Origin of the sequence: Streptomyces ochraceiscleroticus (genome assembly GCF_000720485.1) — a bacterium.
Taxonomy (GTDB): Bacteria; Actinomycetota; Actinomycetes; order Streptomycetales; family Streptomycetaceae; genus Streptomyces; species Streptomyces ochraceiscleroticus.
The window spans coordinates 1-14707 of sequence record NZ_JOAX01000003.1; the positions used below are offsets into that span (position 1 = coordinate 1).

Annotated in this window: 11 protein-coding genes and 5 tRNA genes; 6 read left to right on the forward strand and 10 right to left on the reverse strand. The window is 70.3% G+C overall.

Translation table 11 applies throughout. The annotated features are described in order from the left end of the window. Window positions 1-352: aconitase family protein (locus IG84_RS0104265; RefSeq protein WP_031051522.1), on the reverse strand; the 352-nt coding region annotated here is incomplete at its 3' end. 24 nt (window positions 353-376) lie between these two features. Between IG84_RS0104265 and ndgR the strand changes: the two genes are divergently transcribed. After that, entirely contained in the window at window positions 377-1093 is a 717-nt protein-coding gene (ndgR, locus tag IG84_RS0104270) for an IclR family transcriptional regulator NdgR (protein ID WP_030257960.1), read from the forward strand. Window positions 1094-1296: 203 nt separating this feature from the next. Here ndgR and IG84_RS0104275 read toward each other — a convergent pair. The 9 genes from IG84_RS0104275 to IG84_RS0104315 form a co-directional block, all read right to left on the reverse strand. Next, window positions 1297-1369 (reverse strand) — tRNA-Glu (locus IG84_RS0104275). A gap of 48 nt (window positions 1370-1417) precedes the next feature. Continuing rightward, window positions 1418-1489: transfer RNA gene (locus IG84_RS0104280), tRNA-Gln, on the reverse strand. A 34-nt stretch (window positions 1490-1523) separates the two neighbouring features. Continuing rightward, a tRNA-Glu gene (locus tag IG84_RS0104285) sits at window positions 1524-1596 on the reverse strand. A gap of 64 nt (window positions 1597-1660) precedes the next feature. Then, window positions 1661-1733: transfer RNA gene (locus IG84_RS0104290), tRNA-Glu, on the reverse strand. A gap of 63 nt (window positions 1734-1796) precedes the next feature. Continuing rightward, window positions 1797-1868 (reverse strand) — tRNA-Gln (locus IG84_RS0104295). An 85-nt stretch (window positions 1869-1953) separates the two neighbouring features. Next, entirely contained in the window at window positions 1954-2676 is a 723-nt protein-coding gene (locus tag IG84_RS0104300; RefSeq protein WP_031051524.1) for an HAD family hydrolase, read from the reverse strand. Window positions 2677-2891: 215 nt separating this feature from the next. After that, complete coding sequence (gltX, locus tag IG84_RS0104305; RefSeq protein ID WP_078648601.1) at window positions 2892-4397, reverse strand: glutamate--tRNA ligase; 1506 nt, start codon at window positions 4395-4397, stop codon at window positions 2892-2894. Beyond that, on the reverse strand, window positions 4390-5151 hold the full coding sequence (locus tag IG84_RS0104310; RefSeq protein WP_031051526.1) for a fumarylacetoacetate hydrolase family protein: 762 nt from the start codon (window positions 5149-5151) through the stop codon (window positions 4390-4392). The genes gltX and IG84_RS0104310 overlap by 8 nt, the downstream gene beginning before the upstream one ends. A gap of 96 nt (window positions 5152-5247) precedes the next feature. Further along, window positions 5248-5433 carry a hypothetical protein gene (locus tag IG84_RS0104315; protein WP_031051528.1) on the reverse strand — a complete coding sequence of 62 codons (186 nt, stop codon included), beginning with the start codon at window positions 5431-5433 and terminating at the stop codon, window positions 5248-5250. 599 nt (window positions 5434-6032) lie between these two features. Here IG84_RS0104315 and IG84_RS0104320 point away from each other — a divergent pair. The 5 genes from IG84_RS0104320 to IG84_RS0104340 all read left to right on the forward strand — a co-directional run bounded on the left by IG84_RS0104320 (window position 6033) and on the right by IG84_RS0104340 (window position 14699). Further along, complete coding sequence (locus IG84_RS0104320) at window positions 6033-9737, forward strand: sensor histidine kinase (RefSeq protein WP_031051530.1); 3705 nt, start codon at window positions 6033-6035, stop codon at window positions 9735-9737. Window positions 9738-9746: 9 nt separating this feature from the next. Then, on the forward strand, window positions 9747-10160 hold the full coding sequence (locus IG84_RS0104325) for a roadblock/LC7 domain-containing protein (RefSeq protein ID WP_030257979.1): 414 nt from the start codon (window positions 9747-9749) through the stop codon (window positions 10158-10160). Between the two features lie 79 nt (window positions 10161-10239). Further along, window positions 10240-10650 (forward strand): DUF742 domain-containing protein, encoded by a 411-nt coding sequence (locus IG84_RS0104330; protein WP_031051532.1) that lies wholly within the window; start codon window positions 10240-10242, stop codon window positions 10648-10650. Beyond that, the gene (locus tag IG84_RS0104335) at window positions 10631-11209 is read left to right on the forward strand and encodes a GTP-binding protein (protein WP_031051534.1); all 579 of its coding nucleotides are present in this window, start codon (window positions 10631-10633) and stop codon (window positions 11207-11209) included. Before IG84_RS0104330 ends, IG84_RS0104335 begins: the two co-directional genes overlap by 20 nt. Window positions 11210-11540: 331 nt before the next feature. After that, window positions 11541-14699 (forward strand): sensor histidine kinase, encoded by a 3159-nt coding sequence (locus tag IG84_RS0104340; RefSeq protein ID WP_031051536.1) that lies wholly within the window; start codon window positions 11541-11543, stop codon window positions 14697-14699. Window positions 14700-14707 lie beyond the last annotated feature (8 nt).

Sequence of the window (14707 nt, forward strand, 5' to 3'; positions counted from 1 at the left end):
CCACGGTGGTGCCCGGCTGGGTCAGCCCCAACTGCGGGCCCACCACATGCACCACGCCCTGCTCGACATCACCCAGCGGGTGCAGCCGGACCCCGAACTCCGCGGCGTTCTTGCGCAGCGTCTCCAGCTGGGTGCGCGAGACCGGATCGGCGATCGGCTTGTCGATGTCCAGGGGGGGGGGGTTGTGGTCCTCGGTGGCGATGGTCAGGTCCGTGCGGCGCACCCGGCGCCCGGCCTTGCGCAGGCCGTCGAACGCCTGCGGGCTGGTCACCTCGTGCAGCAGATGCAGATCGATGAAGAGGAGGTCGGGCTCGCCTTCCGCGCGCCGGACGACATGGTCGTCCCGTTTCACAGTGTGAGACGCGAGTATCGTTGCATGGACAACTCTAGCGGCGTCGGCGTTCTCGACAAGGCGGCTCTGGTATTGAGCGCTCTGGAGTCCGGTCCGGCCACCCTCGCCGGGCTGGTCGGAGCGACCGGGCTCGCGCGCCCCACGGCGCACCGGCTTGCGGTAGCACTGGAACACCACCGGATGGTGGCGAGGGACATGCAGGGCCGGTTCATCCTCGGACCGCGGCTGGCGGAGCTCGCCGCCGCGGCCGGTGAGGACCGCCTGCTGGCCACGGCGGGACCGGTTCTCACGCACCTGCGCGATGTGACGGGCGAGAGCGCCCAGCTCTATCGCCGGCAGGGCGACATGCGGATCTGCGTGGCCGCGGCCGAGCGGCTCTCGGGCCTGCGGGACACCGTCCCGGTGGGCTCCACGCTCCCGATGAAGGCGGGCTCGGCCGCGCAGATCCTGATGGCCTGGGAGGAGCCCGAGCGGCTGCACAGGGGCCTTCAGGGGGCGCGTTTCACCGCGACCGCGCTCTCGGGCGTACGGCGCCGTGGCTGGGCCCAGTCGATCGGCGAGCGGGAGCCGGGCGTGGCCTCGGTCTCCGCGCCCGTGCGCGGCCCGTCGAACCGGGTGGTGGCCTCCGTGTCGGTCTCCGGGCCGATCGAGCGGCTGACCCGCCACCCCGGGCGGATGCACGCCCAGGCCGTCATCGACGCGGCGGCCCGCCTCAGCGAGGCCCTGCGCCGTACGAGCTGATGCGTACGCGCTTATTCGCCGCCCCGCGCCTGCCGTCGCCAACGCCGCCGGCGGTGGGCAGGGGGCCTTTCCGCTCTTCTTTTCTCCGCGCGCTTCTTCTTTTCCGGATGACCGCGCCTTTTCATGATGACCGACGCCCGCCATTACGAAAGTCGGCGCACGAAAAAGGCCCTCCACCTGAGTGGAGGGCCTTTCTCTCTGTGTACCCCCGACCGGATTCGAACCGGCGCTACCGCCTTGAGAGGGCGGCGTGCTAGGCCGCTACACAACGGGGGCTCACCTGCGGTTTGAGCAGGAAGTGTGCAGTCCACCTACTCAACTGCGCTGGGCTACCAGGACTCGAACCTAGACTAAATGAACCAGAATCACTCGTGCTGCCAATTACACCATAGCCCATGGTGGTTGAGACCAATCCAGGATTGGTCACCAGTACCCCCGACCGGATTCGAACCGGCGCTACCGCCTTGAGAGGGCGGCGTGCTAGGCCGCTACACAACGGGGGCCCTAGCGATCCTCATCATCACCGCATCCGGGAGCGACCCGAAGGAGGTGGATTGTAAGGATCTGTACCCCCGACCGGATTCGAACCGGCGCTACCGCCTTGAGAGGGCGGCGTGCTAGGCCGCTACACAACGGGGGCTGGCACTGCGATCAAGAGACTGTACTGCCGGGAAGACGATACTTCCGAGAAGACGATCTCTTGCTGGGCTACCAGGACTCGAACCTAGACTAACTGAACCAGAATCAGTCGTGCTGCCAATTACACCATAGCCCACCAAAACGCAACCCCTTGCGGGATTTTGTTCGGCTTGCGCTTCCCGCCGGGCCTGTCGGCCCTCTCGGGCGGCGCAGAAAGAACATTACCCGAAGGTGTCCGGCGCTCCAAAACGGGTATCGCCGCGCAGCAGGCCGGGGAGCTGGTTCAGGCCGGTGATCCGGATCAGCTCGGGCCGGCCGCCCAGTCCCCGGCGGTCCAGCCAGATGCCCGTGAGGCCCGCGGCCACGGCGCCACCGGCGTCGATGTCGGGCTGGTCCCCCACGTACGCCACCTCTGCGGGCGGCAGCCCCAGGGCCTCACAAGCGGCGTGGAAGGCCCCCGCGGCGGGCTTGGCGATCCCCAGGTCCGCCGCGCACACCAGCGCCTCGAAACGGTCCCGTACGCCCAGAACCCGCAGCTTGCGGTCCTGATTGCGGACGGAGGAGTTCGAGAGCACCGCGTGCCGGTACTCCGCCGCGAGCAGCTCCAGCACCGGCAAGGTGTCCGGGAAGAGCGCCCAGGCGGCCTCGTAGTGCGCGAGGTACCGCCCGAACCACCCGTCGGCGTCCTCGTCGCTCATCGACGGCGTACCGAGGAAGTCCCGCACCCGGTCCCGTCGCTGCGCCTCGAAGGTGACCCCGCCGCCCTCGAACCGACGCCAGTGGAGCTCGGTGAGCTCCTTCCAACGGGTAAGGGCCTGCTCGACGGAGGGGTATCCGTCGAGCAGGCCCTCGGCGAGGAGATGCGCCTGCATCCCCACCTGATCGGCGTTCGCGTAATCGAAGAGCGTGTCATCGACGTCCCAGAGGACCGCGCGTATCGGCATGATCCCGACGGTAGCCGAGGCGCGTCCGACCGGCTGGGGGTTCGGGGGTCATCCCCCGAAGAATGCAGTGTCGACGTCCCAGAGGACCGCGCGTATCGGCATGATCCTCACGCTACCGGCGCGGCCGCTCCCGGGAGACCCGGTTTTCCGGCTCCCGGGGAACGAAAGGGGGGCGCCGACCAGTACGGTCGGCGCCCCCCTTCAAGGGCCTGGCGTTACGCGGCCAGCTTCTTCAGGGCCGCGTCGATGCGGGCGAGGGTGCGGTCCTTGCCCAGGATCTCGAGGGACTCGAAGAGGGGGAGGCCGACCGTGCGGCCGGTGGTGGCCACGCGGACCGGGGCCTGGGCCTTGCCGAGCTTGAGGCCGTGCTCCTCGCCGGCGGCCAGGACGGCCTCCTTGAGGGACTCCGGGCTCGACCAGTCCGCGGTCTCCAGCTTGGCGCGGGCGGTGGTGAGCAGGGCGACCGGGTCGCCCTTGCCCATCGCCTTGGTCCAGGACGCCTCGTCGAAGACCGGCTCCTGCAGGAAGAGGAAGTCGACGTTGTCGGTGATCTCGGAGAGCACCTTCAGGCGGCTCTGGGCGTGCGGGGCGATCGCGTCGAACACCGACTGGTCGAAGTCCGCCTCGTCCCAGGGCGCGAAGGGGGCGCGCAGCCAGGGGGCGCAGCGCTCGGTGAAGTCCTTCACGTCGAGCTGCCGGATGTGGTCGGCGTTGATCGCCTCGCACTTCTTGAGGTCGAAGCGCGCCGGGTTGGCGTTGACGTCCTCGATCTCGAACTTCGACACCATCTCGTCGATGGAGAAGATGTCCTGGTCCTCGGAGAAGGACCAGCCGAGCAGGGAGAGGTAGTTGAGGAGGCCCTCGGGGAGGAAGCCGCGCTCGCGGTAGAGGTTCAGCGAGGACTGCGGGTCGCGCTTGGAGAGCTTTTTGTTGCCCTCGCCCATGACGTACGGCAGATGGCCGAAGGCCGGGACCTGCTTCGCGACGCCCAGCTCGATCAGCGCCTTGTAGAGCGCGATCTGGCGCGGGGTGGAGGAGAGCAGGTCCTCGCCGCGCAGTACGTGGGTGATCTCCATCAGCGCGTCGTCGACCGGGTTGACGAGCGTGTACAGCGGCGCGCCGTTGGCGCGGAGGATGCCGTAGTCGGTCACGTTCTCCGGCTGGAAGGTCAGCTCGCCGCGGACCAGGTCGGTGAAGGTGATGGTCTCGTCGGGCATCCGGAAGCGGACGATCGAGGTGCGGCCCTCGGCCTCGTACGCGGCCTTCTGCTCGGGGGTCACCGCGCGGCACTTGCCGTCGTACCCGGAGGGCTTGCCGGCCTTGCGCGCGGCCTCCCGGCGCTCCTCCAGCTCCTCGGCGGTGCAGTAGCAGTGGTAGGCGTAACCGCCGTCCAGCAGCTTCTGCGCGACGTCCTGGTAGATGTCCATGCGCTGCGACTGGCGGTACGGGGCGTGCGGGCCGCCCTCGCCCTTGCCGCTGTCGTCGAAGGCCGCGGGGCCTTCGTCCCAGTCGAAGCCCAGCCAGCGCATGGCGTCCAGGAGCTGCTCGTAGGACTCCTCGGAGTCGCGGGCGGCGTCGGTGTCCTCGACACGGAAGACGAACGTACCGCCGTGGTGGCGGGCATACGCCCAGTTGAAGAGGGCGGTGCGGACCAGGCCCACGTGGGGGTTGCCGGTCGGCGAGGGACAGAAACGTACGCGGACGGGGGTCGCGTTAGCCACGCTTGATCACCTTGTTGGTGAGAGTGCCGATGCCTTCGATGGTGACGGCGACCTCGTCGCCGACGTTGAGCGGGCCGACCCCGGCGGGGGTGCCCGTGAGGACGACGTCGCCGGGGAGCAGCGTCATCGCCTCCGTGATGTGGACGATCAGGTCCTCGATCGAGCGGACCATCTCGCTGGTGCGGCCGAGCTGGCGCTGGGCGCCGTTGACCGTGCACTGGATGGTCAGATCGCTCGGGTCCAGCTCGGTCTCGACCCAGGGGCCGAGCGGGCAGGAGCTGTCGAAGCCCTTGGCCCGGGCCCACTGCGCCTCGCGACGCTGGACGTCGCGCGCGGTGATGTCGTTGGCGCAGGTGTAGCCGAGGATGACGTCCTTCACGCGCTCGCGGGGGACCTCGCGGCACATGCGGCCGATGACGACGGCGAGCTCGGCCTCGTGGTGCACCTCCTGCGAGAAGGAGGGGTACACGACGGGGTCGCCGGGGCCCACCACCGAGGTGGAGGGCTTGAAGAAGGCGACCGGCACGTCGTCGACCTCGTTGCCGAGCTCCTTGGCGTGCTCGGCGTAGTTGCGGCCGATGGCCACGACCTTGTTCGGGAGGACGGGCGGCAGCAGCCGCACCTTGTCCAGGGGGACCTTTTGACCCGAGCGCTCGAACTCGGCGAAGGGGTGTCCCTTGATGACGTCGAGGTCGTTGCCCTCGACGACGCCGAAGCCGACGTTGCCGTCGATGGAAAATCTGGCGATGCGCACGGAAGCCGCTGCCCCTCTTGATCTCTTGCCGGGAGTGGACACCCCAGGCTATCGCGGGAGCGCGGCCGCCCCTCTGTCCTTTTTGTGCGTCGCGTCCTACTCGGGCGCGTCCATGAGGACGGTGCGGCGGGGGTTGGCGGTCTGGGTGGGCAGCTCGACGGCCTGCTCCTGCTGTGCGGTGTCCTCGACCGGTGCGGTCTGCAGCTCCTCGGCGTCCTTCAGGTGCATCAGGGTCGTGCGCCGCGGGTTGGCTATGGAGCGGAACATCATCGTCGTCTTCACTGTCGGAATGCCTCGCGTATCTCGCGTGTGGTGGTCACTGCCCATGCAGATGCCGCTGGGCGATTGCGGCACCGGTGTAAAGCGTCAGGCTATGCGCGCTATTCCCGTCGATCTTGCGGTCAAGTCGGTGATCATCGTGTGAGTTTGCTCACGAACTGTGTGGCAAATGCCGCAATTTTCATGATCGAACGCCGTTGACGAAACGGACATTGGCGGAGCGAAGCACATGTTCCACTCCCCTTTACGACACCAGGGGCGGGGCGCTATGGCGCCCGTAACGCTCGCAAAAGTCCGTAATAAGGGGCGAGAGCTTCTACTACTCGTTACTCACTCCATACATTGCGTCACACATGTCACAGCCAGAGGCTCCGCTCTTGTTGCCGCTCCGGCACTGTGCTGGAATTCCCCGGACCGCCGCATGTTTCACACGGCGCGCAGGGGGCGCAGAGCAGCGCCGCGCGGTGGGTGCCGCTCTCTTAGCCAGAGGGAGTAGCCCGCCGGTCACACTCACGACCGCCATGGGGCCCGCGGCCCCCTACGACTCGACACCGTCCCGCCGTCACCGCGGAGGGACGCCTGGTCCAGAGGTTGCGACGCTAGTGCAGGGACGTTTCAAGAGGGATGGCAGCGCTGCGGCTGACCCGGAGCTGCGCGGCGGGACCGACCGCGCCTCCTCGCAGCAGCGCGCCCAGAGCAACGGTCCGGCGAGCGGCACGTTGCCGACCGACCGGACCGACCCGGCGCCGGCCGGCGACTCCGCCGCCGAGCGCCCCAAGGCCAAGGGCCCCGTGGGCCCCGGGGCCCGTCTGTCGCTGCGCAACTGGCGCATCAGCACGCGCCTGGTCTCCCTGATCGCTCTGCCCGTGGTCGCGGCCACCACGCTGGGCGGCCTGCGGATCAGCAGCGAGCTGGACAACATGGACCAGCTCGACCGGATGCAGCTCCTCACGGAGATGACGCGGCAGGCCACCGAGCTCGCCGACGCGCTCCAGGAGGAGCGGGACCGTTCGGCGGGCCCGCTGGCCGGCTCCGGCAACACCAAGGACGACACCGATGTGGTGGCGCCGCGCGAGGAGACCGACCGCGCGATCAAGTCCTTCAAGGAGCACACCGACGACGTCGACTCCGCGCGCGGCTCGATGGCCGGCGTGCGCGCCACGATCGTCGACATCCAGCGCCAGCTCGGCACCCTCAACGAGGTACGGAACAAGGCGTACTCCGACAAGGAGAACGTCGCCCAGACCGTCACCGCGTACAACCAGCTCATCACGTCCCTGCTCGCGCTCTCCCAGGACATGGCGCAGGCGACCAGCAGCCCGGAGATGATCCAGAGCACCCGCTCCCTGGCCGCGTTCTCCTCCGCCAAGGAGTACGCGTCGATGCAGCGGGCGTTCGTCAGCGCCGGTCTGTCGAACAAGGGCCACGCGCACCTGTCCGCGAACGACCGGCTGGCCGGCCGTACCGCCGAGGACAACGAGGAGTCCGCGCTCAAGCGGTTCTCCAACATCTACCCCGGCGCCGCCTCCCTCATGGAGGGCCTGGACAGCGGCAACGACGACATCGAGCACGCGAACTCCTTCGCGGACCGCAGCTTCAAGACCGAGTCGGGCATCCGCGGTGAGCAGATGTCGTACCTGGACTGGTACGACCTCGACACCAACAAGATCAACCTGATGTCGCGGATCGAGACGACGCTGCTCTCCCAGATGGAGCAGAAGTCCCGCGAGCTGCGCAACGACGCCACCACCGGCGCGATCCTCAACGGCGCCGTGATCCTGCTCGTCCTGGGCATCTCGCTCATCGGCGCGTTCGTCGTCTCCCGCTCCATGGTCCGCTCACTGCGCCGGCTGCAGGACACCGCGCAGACGGTCTCCCAGAAGCGCCTTCCCGAGCTGGTCAAGCACCTCTCCGAGGCCGACCCGCAGGACGTGGACACCTCGGTCGAGTCCGTCGGCGTGCACAGCCGGGACGAGATCGGCAAGGTGGCCACCGCGTTCGACGAGGTGCACCGCGAGGCCGTCCGGCTGGCGTCCGAGCAGGCGCTGCTGCGGGGCAACGTCAACGCGATGTTCACCAACCTCTCGCGGCGGTCGCAGGGCCTCATCCAGCGCCAGCTCTCGCTGATCTCGGAGCTGGAGTCCCGCGAGGCCGACCCCGACCAGCTCTCCTCGCTCTTCAAGCTCGACCACCTCGCGACCCGAATGCGCCGTAACGGCGAGAACCTCCTCGTCCTCGCGGGCGAGGAGCCGGGCCGCCGCTGGACCCGCCCGGTCCCGCTGGTCGACGTGCTGCGCGCCGCCGCCTCCGAGGTGGAGCAGTACGAGCGCATCGAACTGAGCGCGGTACCGACCACCGAGGTCGCCGGCCGCGTCGTCAACGACCTCGTGCACCTCCTCGCCGAGCTGCTGGAGAACGCCACCTCGTTCTCCTCGCCGCAGACCAAGGTCAAGGTCACCGGTCACGCGCTGCCCGACGGCCGCGTCCTGGTCGAGATCCACGACACCGGCATCGGCCTCTCCCCCGAGGACCTCTCGGCGATCAACGAGCGCCTCGCCAGCCCGCCGACCGTGGACGTCTCGGTGTCCCGCCGGATGGGCCTCTTCGTGGTCGGCCGCCTGTCCCTGCGGCACGGCATCCGCGTCCAGCTCCGTCCCTCCGACTCCGGTGGTACGACGGCCCTGGTCATGCTGCCGGTGGACGTCGCGCAGAGCGGCGGCGCCGGCAAGAAGCCCGGCCCGGGCGGCAAGTCCGCCGGCGGCCGCGGCGCCGGTGACGCGGGCGGCCAGCACTCCAGCCGCCTCGCGGGCCTGCAGCCGCGCGGCCAGATGGGCGCCGGCCCCCGTACCGCGCTGCCCACCCGCCCCGGAGCGGGCGCGCCCGGCGGTGCCCCCGGTGCCCCGGCCCGTACGCAGAACGACGCCTTCGGCAGCCGTCCCGCGGCCCCCGCCGGCCAGGACCGGCCCACGCTGCCGGTGCGCGGCGGCGAGCCGGCCCAGCCGCCGGCCGCGAGCCACCAGCCGACCGTCGCCCCGCCCACCGGCGCGCCCGCGCCGCGCGGCGAGCGGCCGCAGCTCCCCACCCGCAGCCCGGCCGGCGAGCTGACCGGCGGCCCCTCCGGCGCGGAGTCCGCGCCGCGGGAGCCCGGCCAGCAGCCCGGCTCGAGCTGGGGTGCGCGGCGCGAGCGCGGCGAGGCGGCCGGCGACTGGCCGCTGGCGCCCCGCCAGGGCCAGGAGGACCACCCGCGCGGCCACGAGGAGCCGGAGAGCACCGGCCGGCACGGCCGTGCCGAGATATCCGGCCAGTACGGGCGCCCCGAGACCACCGGGCAGTTCGAGCGCCCGGCGGCCGGCGGCCCCGGTGACACGGCGCAGTTCGAGCGCCCGGACTTCGGCGGCCGGCGCCCCGGCACGAACGTCCCGGAGCGCGGCGCGTCCCCCGCACAGGGCGCCCCGCAGGACGACCGGCCGATGTGGAGCGGCGAGTTCGAGCTGCCCTCGGCGCCGTCCTCCGCCCTGCCCGCCGAGGAGGCGCCCGCCGCTCCCCCGGCGCCGGACCGGCCCACCAGCCCGATGTGGAGCGGCGAGTTCGCTCCGCAGTCCGAGCAGAACGGCCGCCCCGCCGAGGAGAGCGCCCCGGCGCCCGCCCGCGGCGAGGAGGCCCCGGCCCGCGGCGGCCAGGCGTACGACAACGACTCCTTCGGCCGGGACGACTCCTTCGGCCGGGAGGACGACTTCGGCCGGGACGGTGCCTTCGGGCGCGCGCCCCGGACCGGTGAGGTCCCCGTACAGCAGCAGCCGTACTCCGCTCCGGACGACGCCGACCTGCTCGGCGGCCCCGCGCCGCGGAGCACGGGCGACGCGGGTTCGCCGATCTTCGACACGATCGAGTCGAATTGGTTCACCCAGCCGGGCGGCAGCGCGGCCGAGGAGCCCGTGAGCCGGCCGCAGAGCGCCCCGGAGGCGCCGCGGCTGCCCCGGCGCGAGCCGGCCGGCAACGGCGCTCAGGCGCAGGCCGAGTGGCGTTCCTCGCCCAACGACGACGTCTGGCGCCGGGCCGAGCAGGTCCGGCAGCCCGCGGCCGGCGGGGTCACCACCTCCGGGCTGCCGCGCCGCGTCCCGCGTGCGAACCTCGTCGCAGGCACCGCGCAGCAGGAGCAGCGTCCGGGCGGCCCGCAGGTCTCCCGTTCGCCCGACGACGTGCGCGGCCGGCTGACCAATCTCCGCCGGGGCATCCAGCAGGGCCGGCAGGCCGGGCACACCGGCACGCACCCCGTCGTGGACCCCACTCACCAGCAGGAGCGTTAGTTGAGTCCGATGAGCCAGGCGGCGCAGAACCTGAACTGGTTGATCACCAATTTCGTGGACAACACCCCTGGGGTGTCCCACACGGTGGTCGTCTCGGTCGACGGTCTGCTGCTCGCGATGTCCGAGGGCTTCCCGCGGGACCGGGCCGACCAGCTCGCCGCGGTGGCCTCCGGGCTCACCTCCCTGACATCCGGCGCGTCCCGCATCTTCGAGGGCGGGAACGTCAACCAGACCGTGGTGGAGATGGAGCGCGGCTTCCTCTTCCTCATGTCCATCTCGGACGGCTCGTCGCTGGCCGTACTGGCGCACCCCGAGTGCGACATCGGCCTCGTCGGTTACGAGATGGCCCTGCTCGTGGACCGTGCGGGCGGCGTGCTGACGCCGGACCTGCGGGCCGAGCTGCAGGGCAGTCTGCTGAACTGATCCACCACCGACCCCACGTGCCGAAGAACCCCCCACCGGCCCGATCCGACGACAGCCAGTTGTCCAGCCCGGAGGACCCATGACCCCGCCACCCGCTTCGCCCGGCCCGTACGGCTATACCAGCCAGCCGTACGGCGACGACGGGGGCGACCAGCCACTGGTCCGCCCTTATGCGATGACCGGAGGCCGGACCCGGCCGCGCTACCAGCTCGCCATCGAGGCGCTGGTCAGCACCACGGCCGATCCCTCCCAGCTGCCCGGGCTGCTGCCGGAGCACCAGCGCATCTGCCATCTGTGCGCCGAGGTGAAGTCGGTGGCGGAGGTCTCCGCGCTGCTGCACATACCGCTCGGCGTGGCCAGAATCCTGGTCGCCGACCTGGCCGAGGCCGGCATGGTGGCGATCCACCAGCCCGGCGGCAGCGGTGAGGCCGGCGGCACGCCCGATGTGACCTTGCTGGAGAGGGTGCTCAGTGGACTTCGCAAGCTCTGACGCCGCGTCCCGTTCGACCACGTCCGCGAAGATCGTGGTGGCGGGCGGTTTCGGCGTGGGCAAAACCACCTTTGTCGGGGCGGTTTCCGAGATCAATCCGCTGCGTACCGAGGCCGTGATGACGTCCGCTTCCGCGGGCATCGACGACCTCAGTCACGTGCAGGACAAGACGACGACCACCGTCGCCATGGATTTCGGGCGTATCACCCTCGATCAGGATTTGATTCTTTATCTCTTCGGCACGCCCGGCCAGGACCGTTTCTGGTTCATGTGGGATGATCTGGTCCGCGGTGCGATCGGTGCCGTGGTACTCGTCGACACCCGCCGGCTCTCCGACTGCTTCCCCGCGGTCGACTACTTCGAGAACAGCGGGCTGCCTTTCGTGATCGCGCTGAACGGCTTCGACGGGCAGCAGCCCTACACCCCGGACGAGGTGCGGGAAGCGCTGCAGATCGGCCCCGACACGCCGATCATCACCACCGATGCCCGGCACCGCGGCGAGGCCAAGGGTGCCCTCATCACGCTCGTCGAACACGCTCTTATGGCGCGGCTCAAGTAGCGCTGCCGTATGGTCAGTTGCGCCGGGGTGCGCTGTGTCCTTGGACACGCCGGGCCCCGGCGTTCATAACGTTTCGACAGAGAAATCCCGGGACCTCGACACCGGATGCGCACAGCTGGTTCCGCTGTGTTCACTTTCCCCTCGGCTTTTGCCGCGCCTCGCCCTTAACGCCCCTTTTATCTGGCGTCCCGCAGGGCTTGCTCATCTTGTGCGCACTGTTTGGAACGCACGGCCCTGACGTGCTGGAATTCGCTGAACTCCGGAGTAGGTAACGCCCAGAACGAAAACGGCACAGCGAGATACGTGCCGGCGCCGAGAGGTTGTTGGTCGAGTGAGGCGAAGCAAGTCGGGCCCCGCGCCGCAGCAGGCGGCGCAGCGGGGCAACTTCACACCGCCGCCGCGTCATACGGCGTCGCCTTCCGACGCGCCCGAAAGTCCGCTGAGCAGCCAGCCCGCGCGGGGCAGCCGGATGTCCCCGCGCAACTGGCGCGTGGCCACGCGGCTGAACGCGATCCTGCTGCTTCCCGTGATCCTGGCGCTGATCTTCGCCGGGCTGCGGGTGAACACCTCGGTCTCGACCTGGAACGAAGCCCAGGACGCCGAGAACACCGCGAAGCTGGTCCAGGCGGCCGCCTCCTACGGCCAGGCCCTCGTCGACGAGCGGGACCGCACCGCGGCGCCGCTCCTCCAGGGCAAGCAGAACGACCCGGTCGTCCGGAACGCGCGGGCCGAGACCGACGCCGCCGCCGCCGACTTCCACGACGCGGTCCGGAACATGCCCGACAAGCCGGGCCTCAAGCGCCGCCTCGCGGTCTTCGAGAAGGTCGAGCCCAAGCTCCAGGTGCTGCGCAAGGCCGCCTACACCTCGCAGCTCACCGGTGTGCAGACCGAGGAGGGCTACACCGAGGTCCAGCACCCGCTGATGGAGTTCTCCAACGAGCTGGGTCTGGGCACCGGCAACATCACCTCCTACGGACGCACGGTCTACGCCGTCTCGCTGGCGAAGGCCGCCACCTCCCTGCAGCGCTCCATCGGCACCCACCTGCTGGTGCACCCGGCGACGGGCGCCAAGGAGCGCAAGAAGCAGCTCACCGCCTTCGCGTCGTACGCCTACCTGGAGAACATCGCCATCGGCGAGTACACCTCCGGCGGCACCCCCGAGGACGTCGAGCGGCTGAAGACGGACTCCGCGGCCCTCAAGAAGAAGGGCCAGGAGCAGGCGGCCAAGGCGCGGAAGCAGGCGATCGCGGCCGGCCGGGCGTTCCAGGCTCCGCCGTCCATCGACGCGATGGTCCAGGCGATCTCCTCCGGCGCTTCGCCGCAGCTCCTGGCCGCCAAGGGCGTCACGCCGCAGACCTGGTTCGCGGCGTCCACCGGCAAGTTCGACATGTACCGCGGCATCGAGGAGGACCTCGCCGACAAGGCGGTGGCCGAGGCCGCGCAGATCGCCGACGACGCGCAGCAGACCACCTTCGTGGACTCCGGCGTCGCGCTCGGCGCGCTGATCATCGCCTTCCTCATCGCCGGCCTGATGGCCCGCTCGATGACCCGCAACATGCAGGAGCTGCGCACCGCCGCCTTCGGCATCGCCGAGCAGCGGCTGCCGATGCTGGTCGACCAGCTCTCCCGTACGGATCCGGGCCGGGTCGACACCCGCGTCAAGCCGATCCCGATCTCCACCACCGACGAGATCGGCGAGGTCGCCCGCGCGTTCGACCAGGTCCACCGCGAGGCCGTGCGGCTGGCCGCCGAGCAGGCGCTGCTGCGGGGCAACGTCAACGCGATCTTCACCAACCTCTCGCGCCGTAACCAGGGCCTGATCGAGCGGCAGCTGACGCTCATCACGGAGCTGGAGAACAACGAGGCGGACCCGGACCAGCTGGAGAACCTCTTCAGCCTGGACCACCTCGCCACCCGTATGCGGCGCAACGGCGAGAACCTCCTCATCCTCGCGGGCGAGGAGCCGGGCCGCCGCTGGACCCAGCCGGTCCCGCTGGTCGACGTGCTGCGCGCGGCCACCTCCGAGGTGGAGTCCTACGAGCGCATCGAGCTCCAGGGCTTCCCCGAGAGCGAGATCCACGGCCAGGCCGTCACCGACCTCGTGCACCTGCTGTCCGAGCTGCTGGAGAACGCCACCACGTTCTCCTCGCCGCAGACCAAGGTGCGGGTCACCGCGACCCGTCTCCCCGACGGCCGCGTGATGATCGAGATCCACGACAAGGGCATCGGGCTCACCCCCGAGGACTTCGCGGACATCAACCACAAGCTGGCCAACCCGCCGACCGTCGACATCGCGATCTCCCAGCGCATGGGCCTCTTCGTGGTCGGCCGGCTGGCGGACCGGCACGGCATCCGCGTCCAGCTCCGCCCCTCGGGCGAGCAGGCCGGGACCACCTCGCTGGTCATGCTGCCGGAGGCGATCACCCACGGCGGTGGCGGCGAGGACCAGTTCGAGGACGACTTCACGGTCTCCCGGATCATGCCGGAGCACCCGCAGTCGTTCCAGCAGCCCGAGGACATGCGGACCGCCGCCGAGCTCGGCTTCGACGACCACTACCGGCCGTCGGACGACTCCGCGGACCTGGACCCCGTGGGCCGCTCGCTGCTCCGCGAGGAGCGCCGCGCGGCGCTGGAGGCACAGAACGGCGCTCCGCGGCACGGTGCGCCGGGCCAGGAGCCCGCGCAGCACCCGGCGCAGGACTTCGGCGGGCTCCCCCGGCGCGCCGAAGCGGAGGGCTCGGGCGCCGCGTACGACGGCTTCCAGGAGCAGCCGTACGCCCCCCAGGAGGCCACGGGCCGGCAGTCCTACGACGGTCCGGCCGGTGCCTACGACGACCGCTCCTTCGGTGGTCAGAACCTGTTCGACCAGGGCTCTTCGGGGCTCAACGGCGAGCAGCCGCAGTACTCCGCAGACGGCCGGCAGGGCCCCGGACGGAGCGAACCGGCTCCGTTCCAGGGCTACTTCGGCGGTCAAGCGGAATCGGACCACAATGGTCCCGACGCTCCCGCGCAGCCGCAGGAACGCGTAGCATTCGATCGTCCGGGTCCCACCCCGAGCGAAACCCACTCCCTGACCGACGCCGGCCTTCCGCGCCGCGGAGGTGACAAGGCCCCCGGGCAGCAGGAGTGGCAGCAGCCCGAGGAGCCGGCGTCGCCCCCGCAACAGCGGAGCACGTCGGAGGACAGCTTTGGTTGGCGTACTGCCAACGATGAGCGCTGGCAGCGGGCGGAGCAGCTTCGCGAGCCGAAGGCAGGCGGGATCACCTCCTCCGGTCTCCCCCGGCGGGTGCCCAAGGCCAATTTGGTCGAGGGCACCGCGGAGCAGACGCAGCAGGGCGGCCCTCAGGTCTCCCGTGCGCCCGAGGACGTCCGGGGCAGGCTGAGCAACCTGCGCCGCGGTGTCCAGCAGGGACGCAGTGCCGGTATGGAGTCACCCAAGAATGACCAACAGGGCTTCGGCCCCGGCAGCACCTACGATCAGGAGCGTTAGTGTGAGCC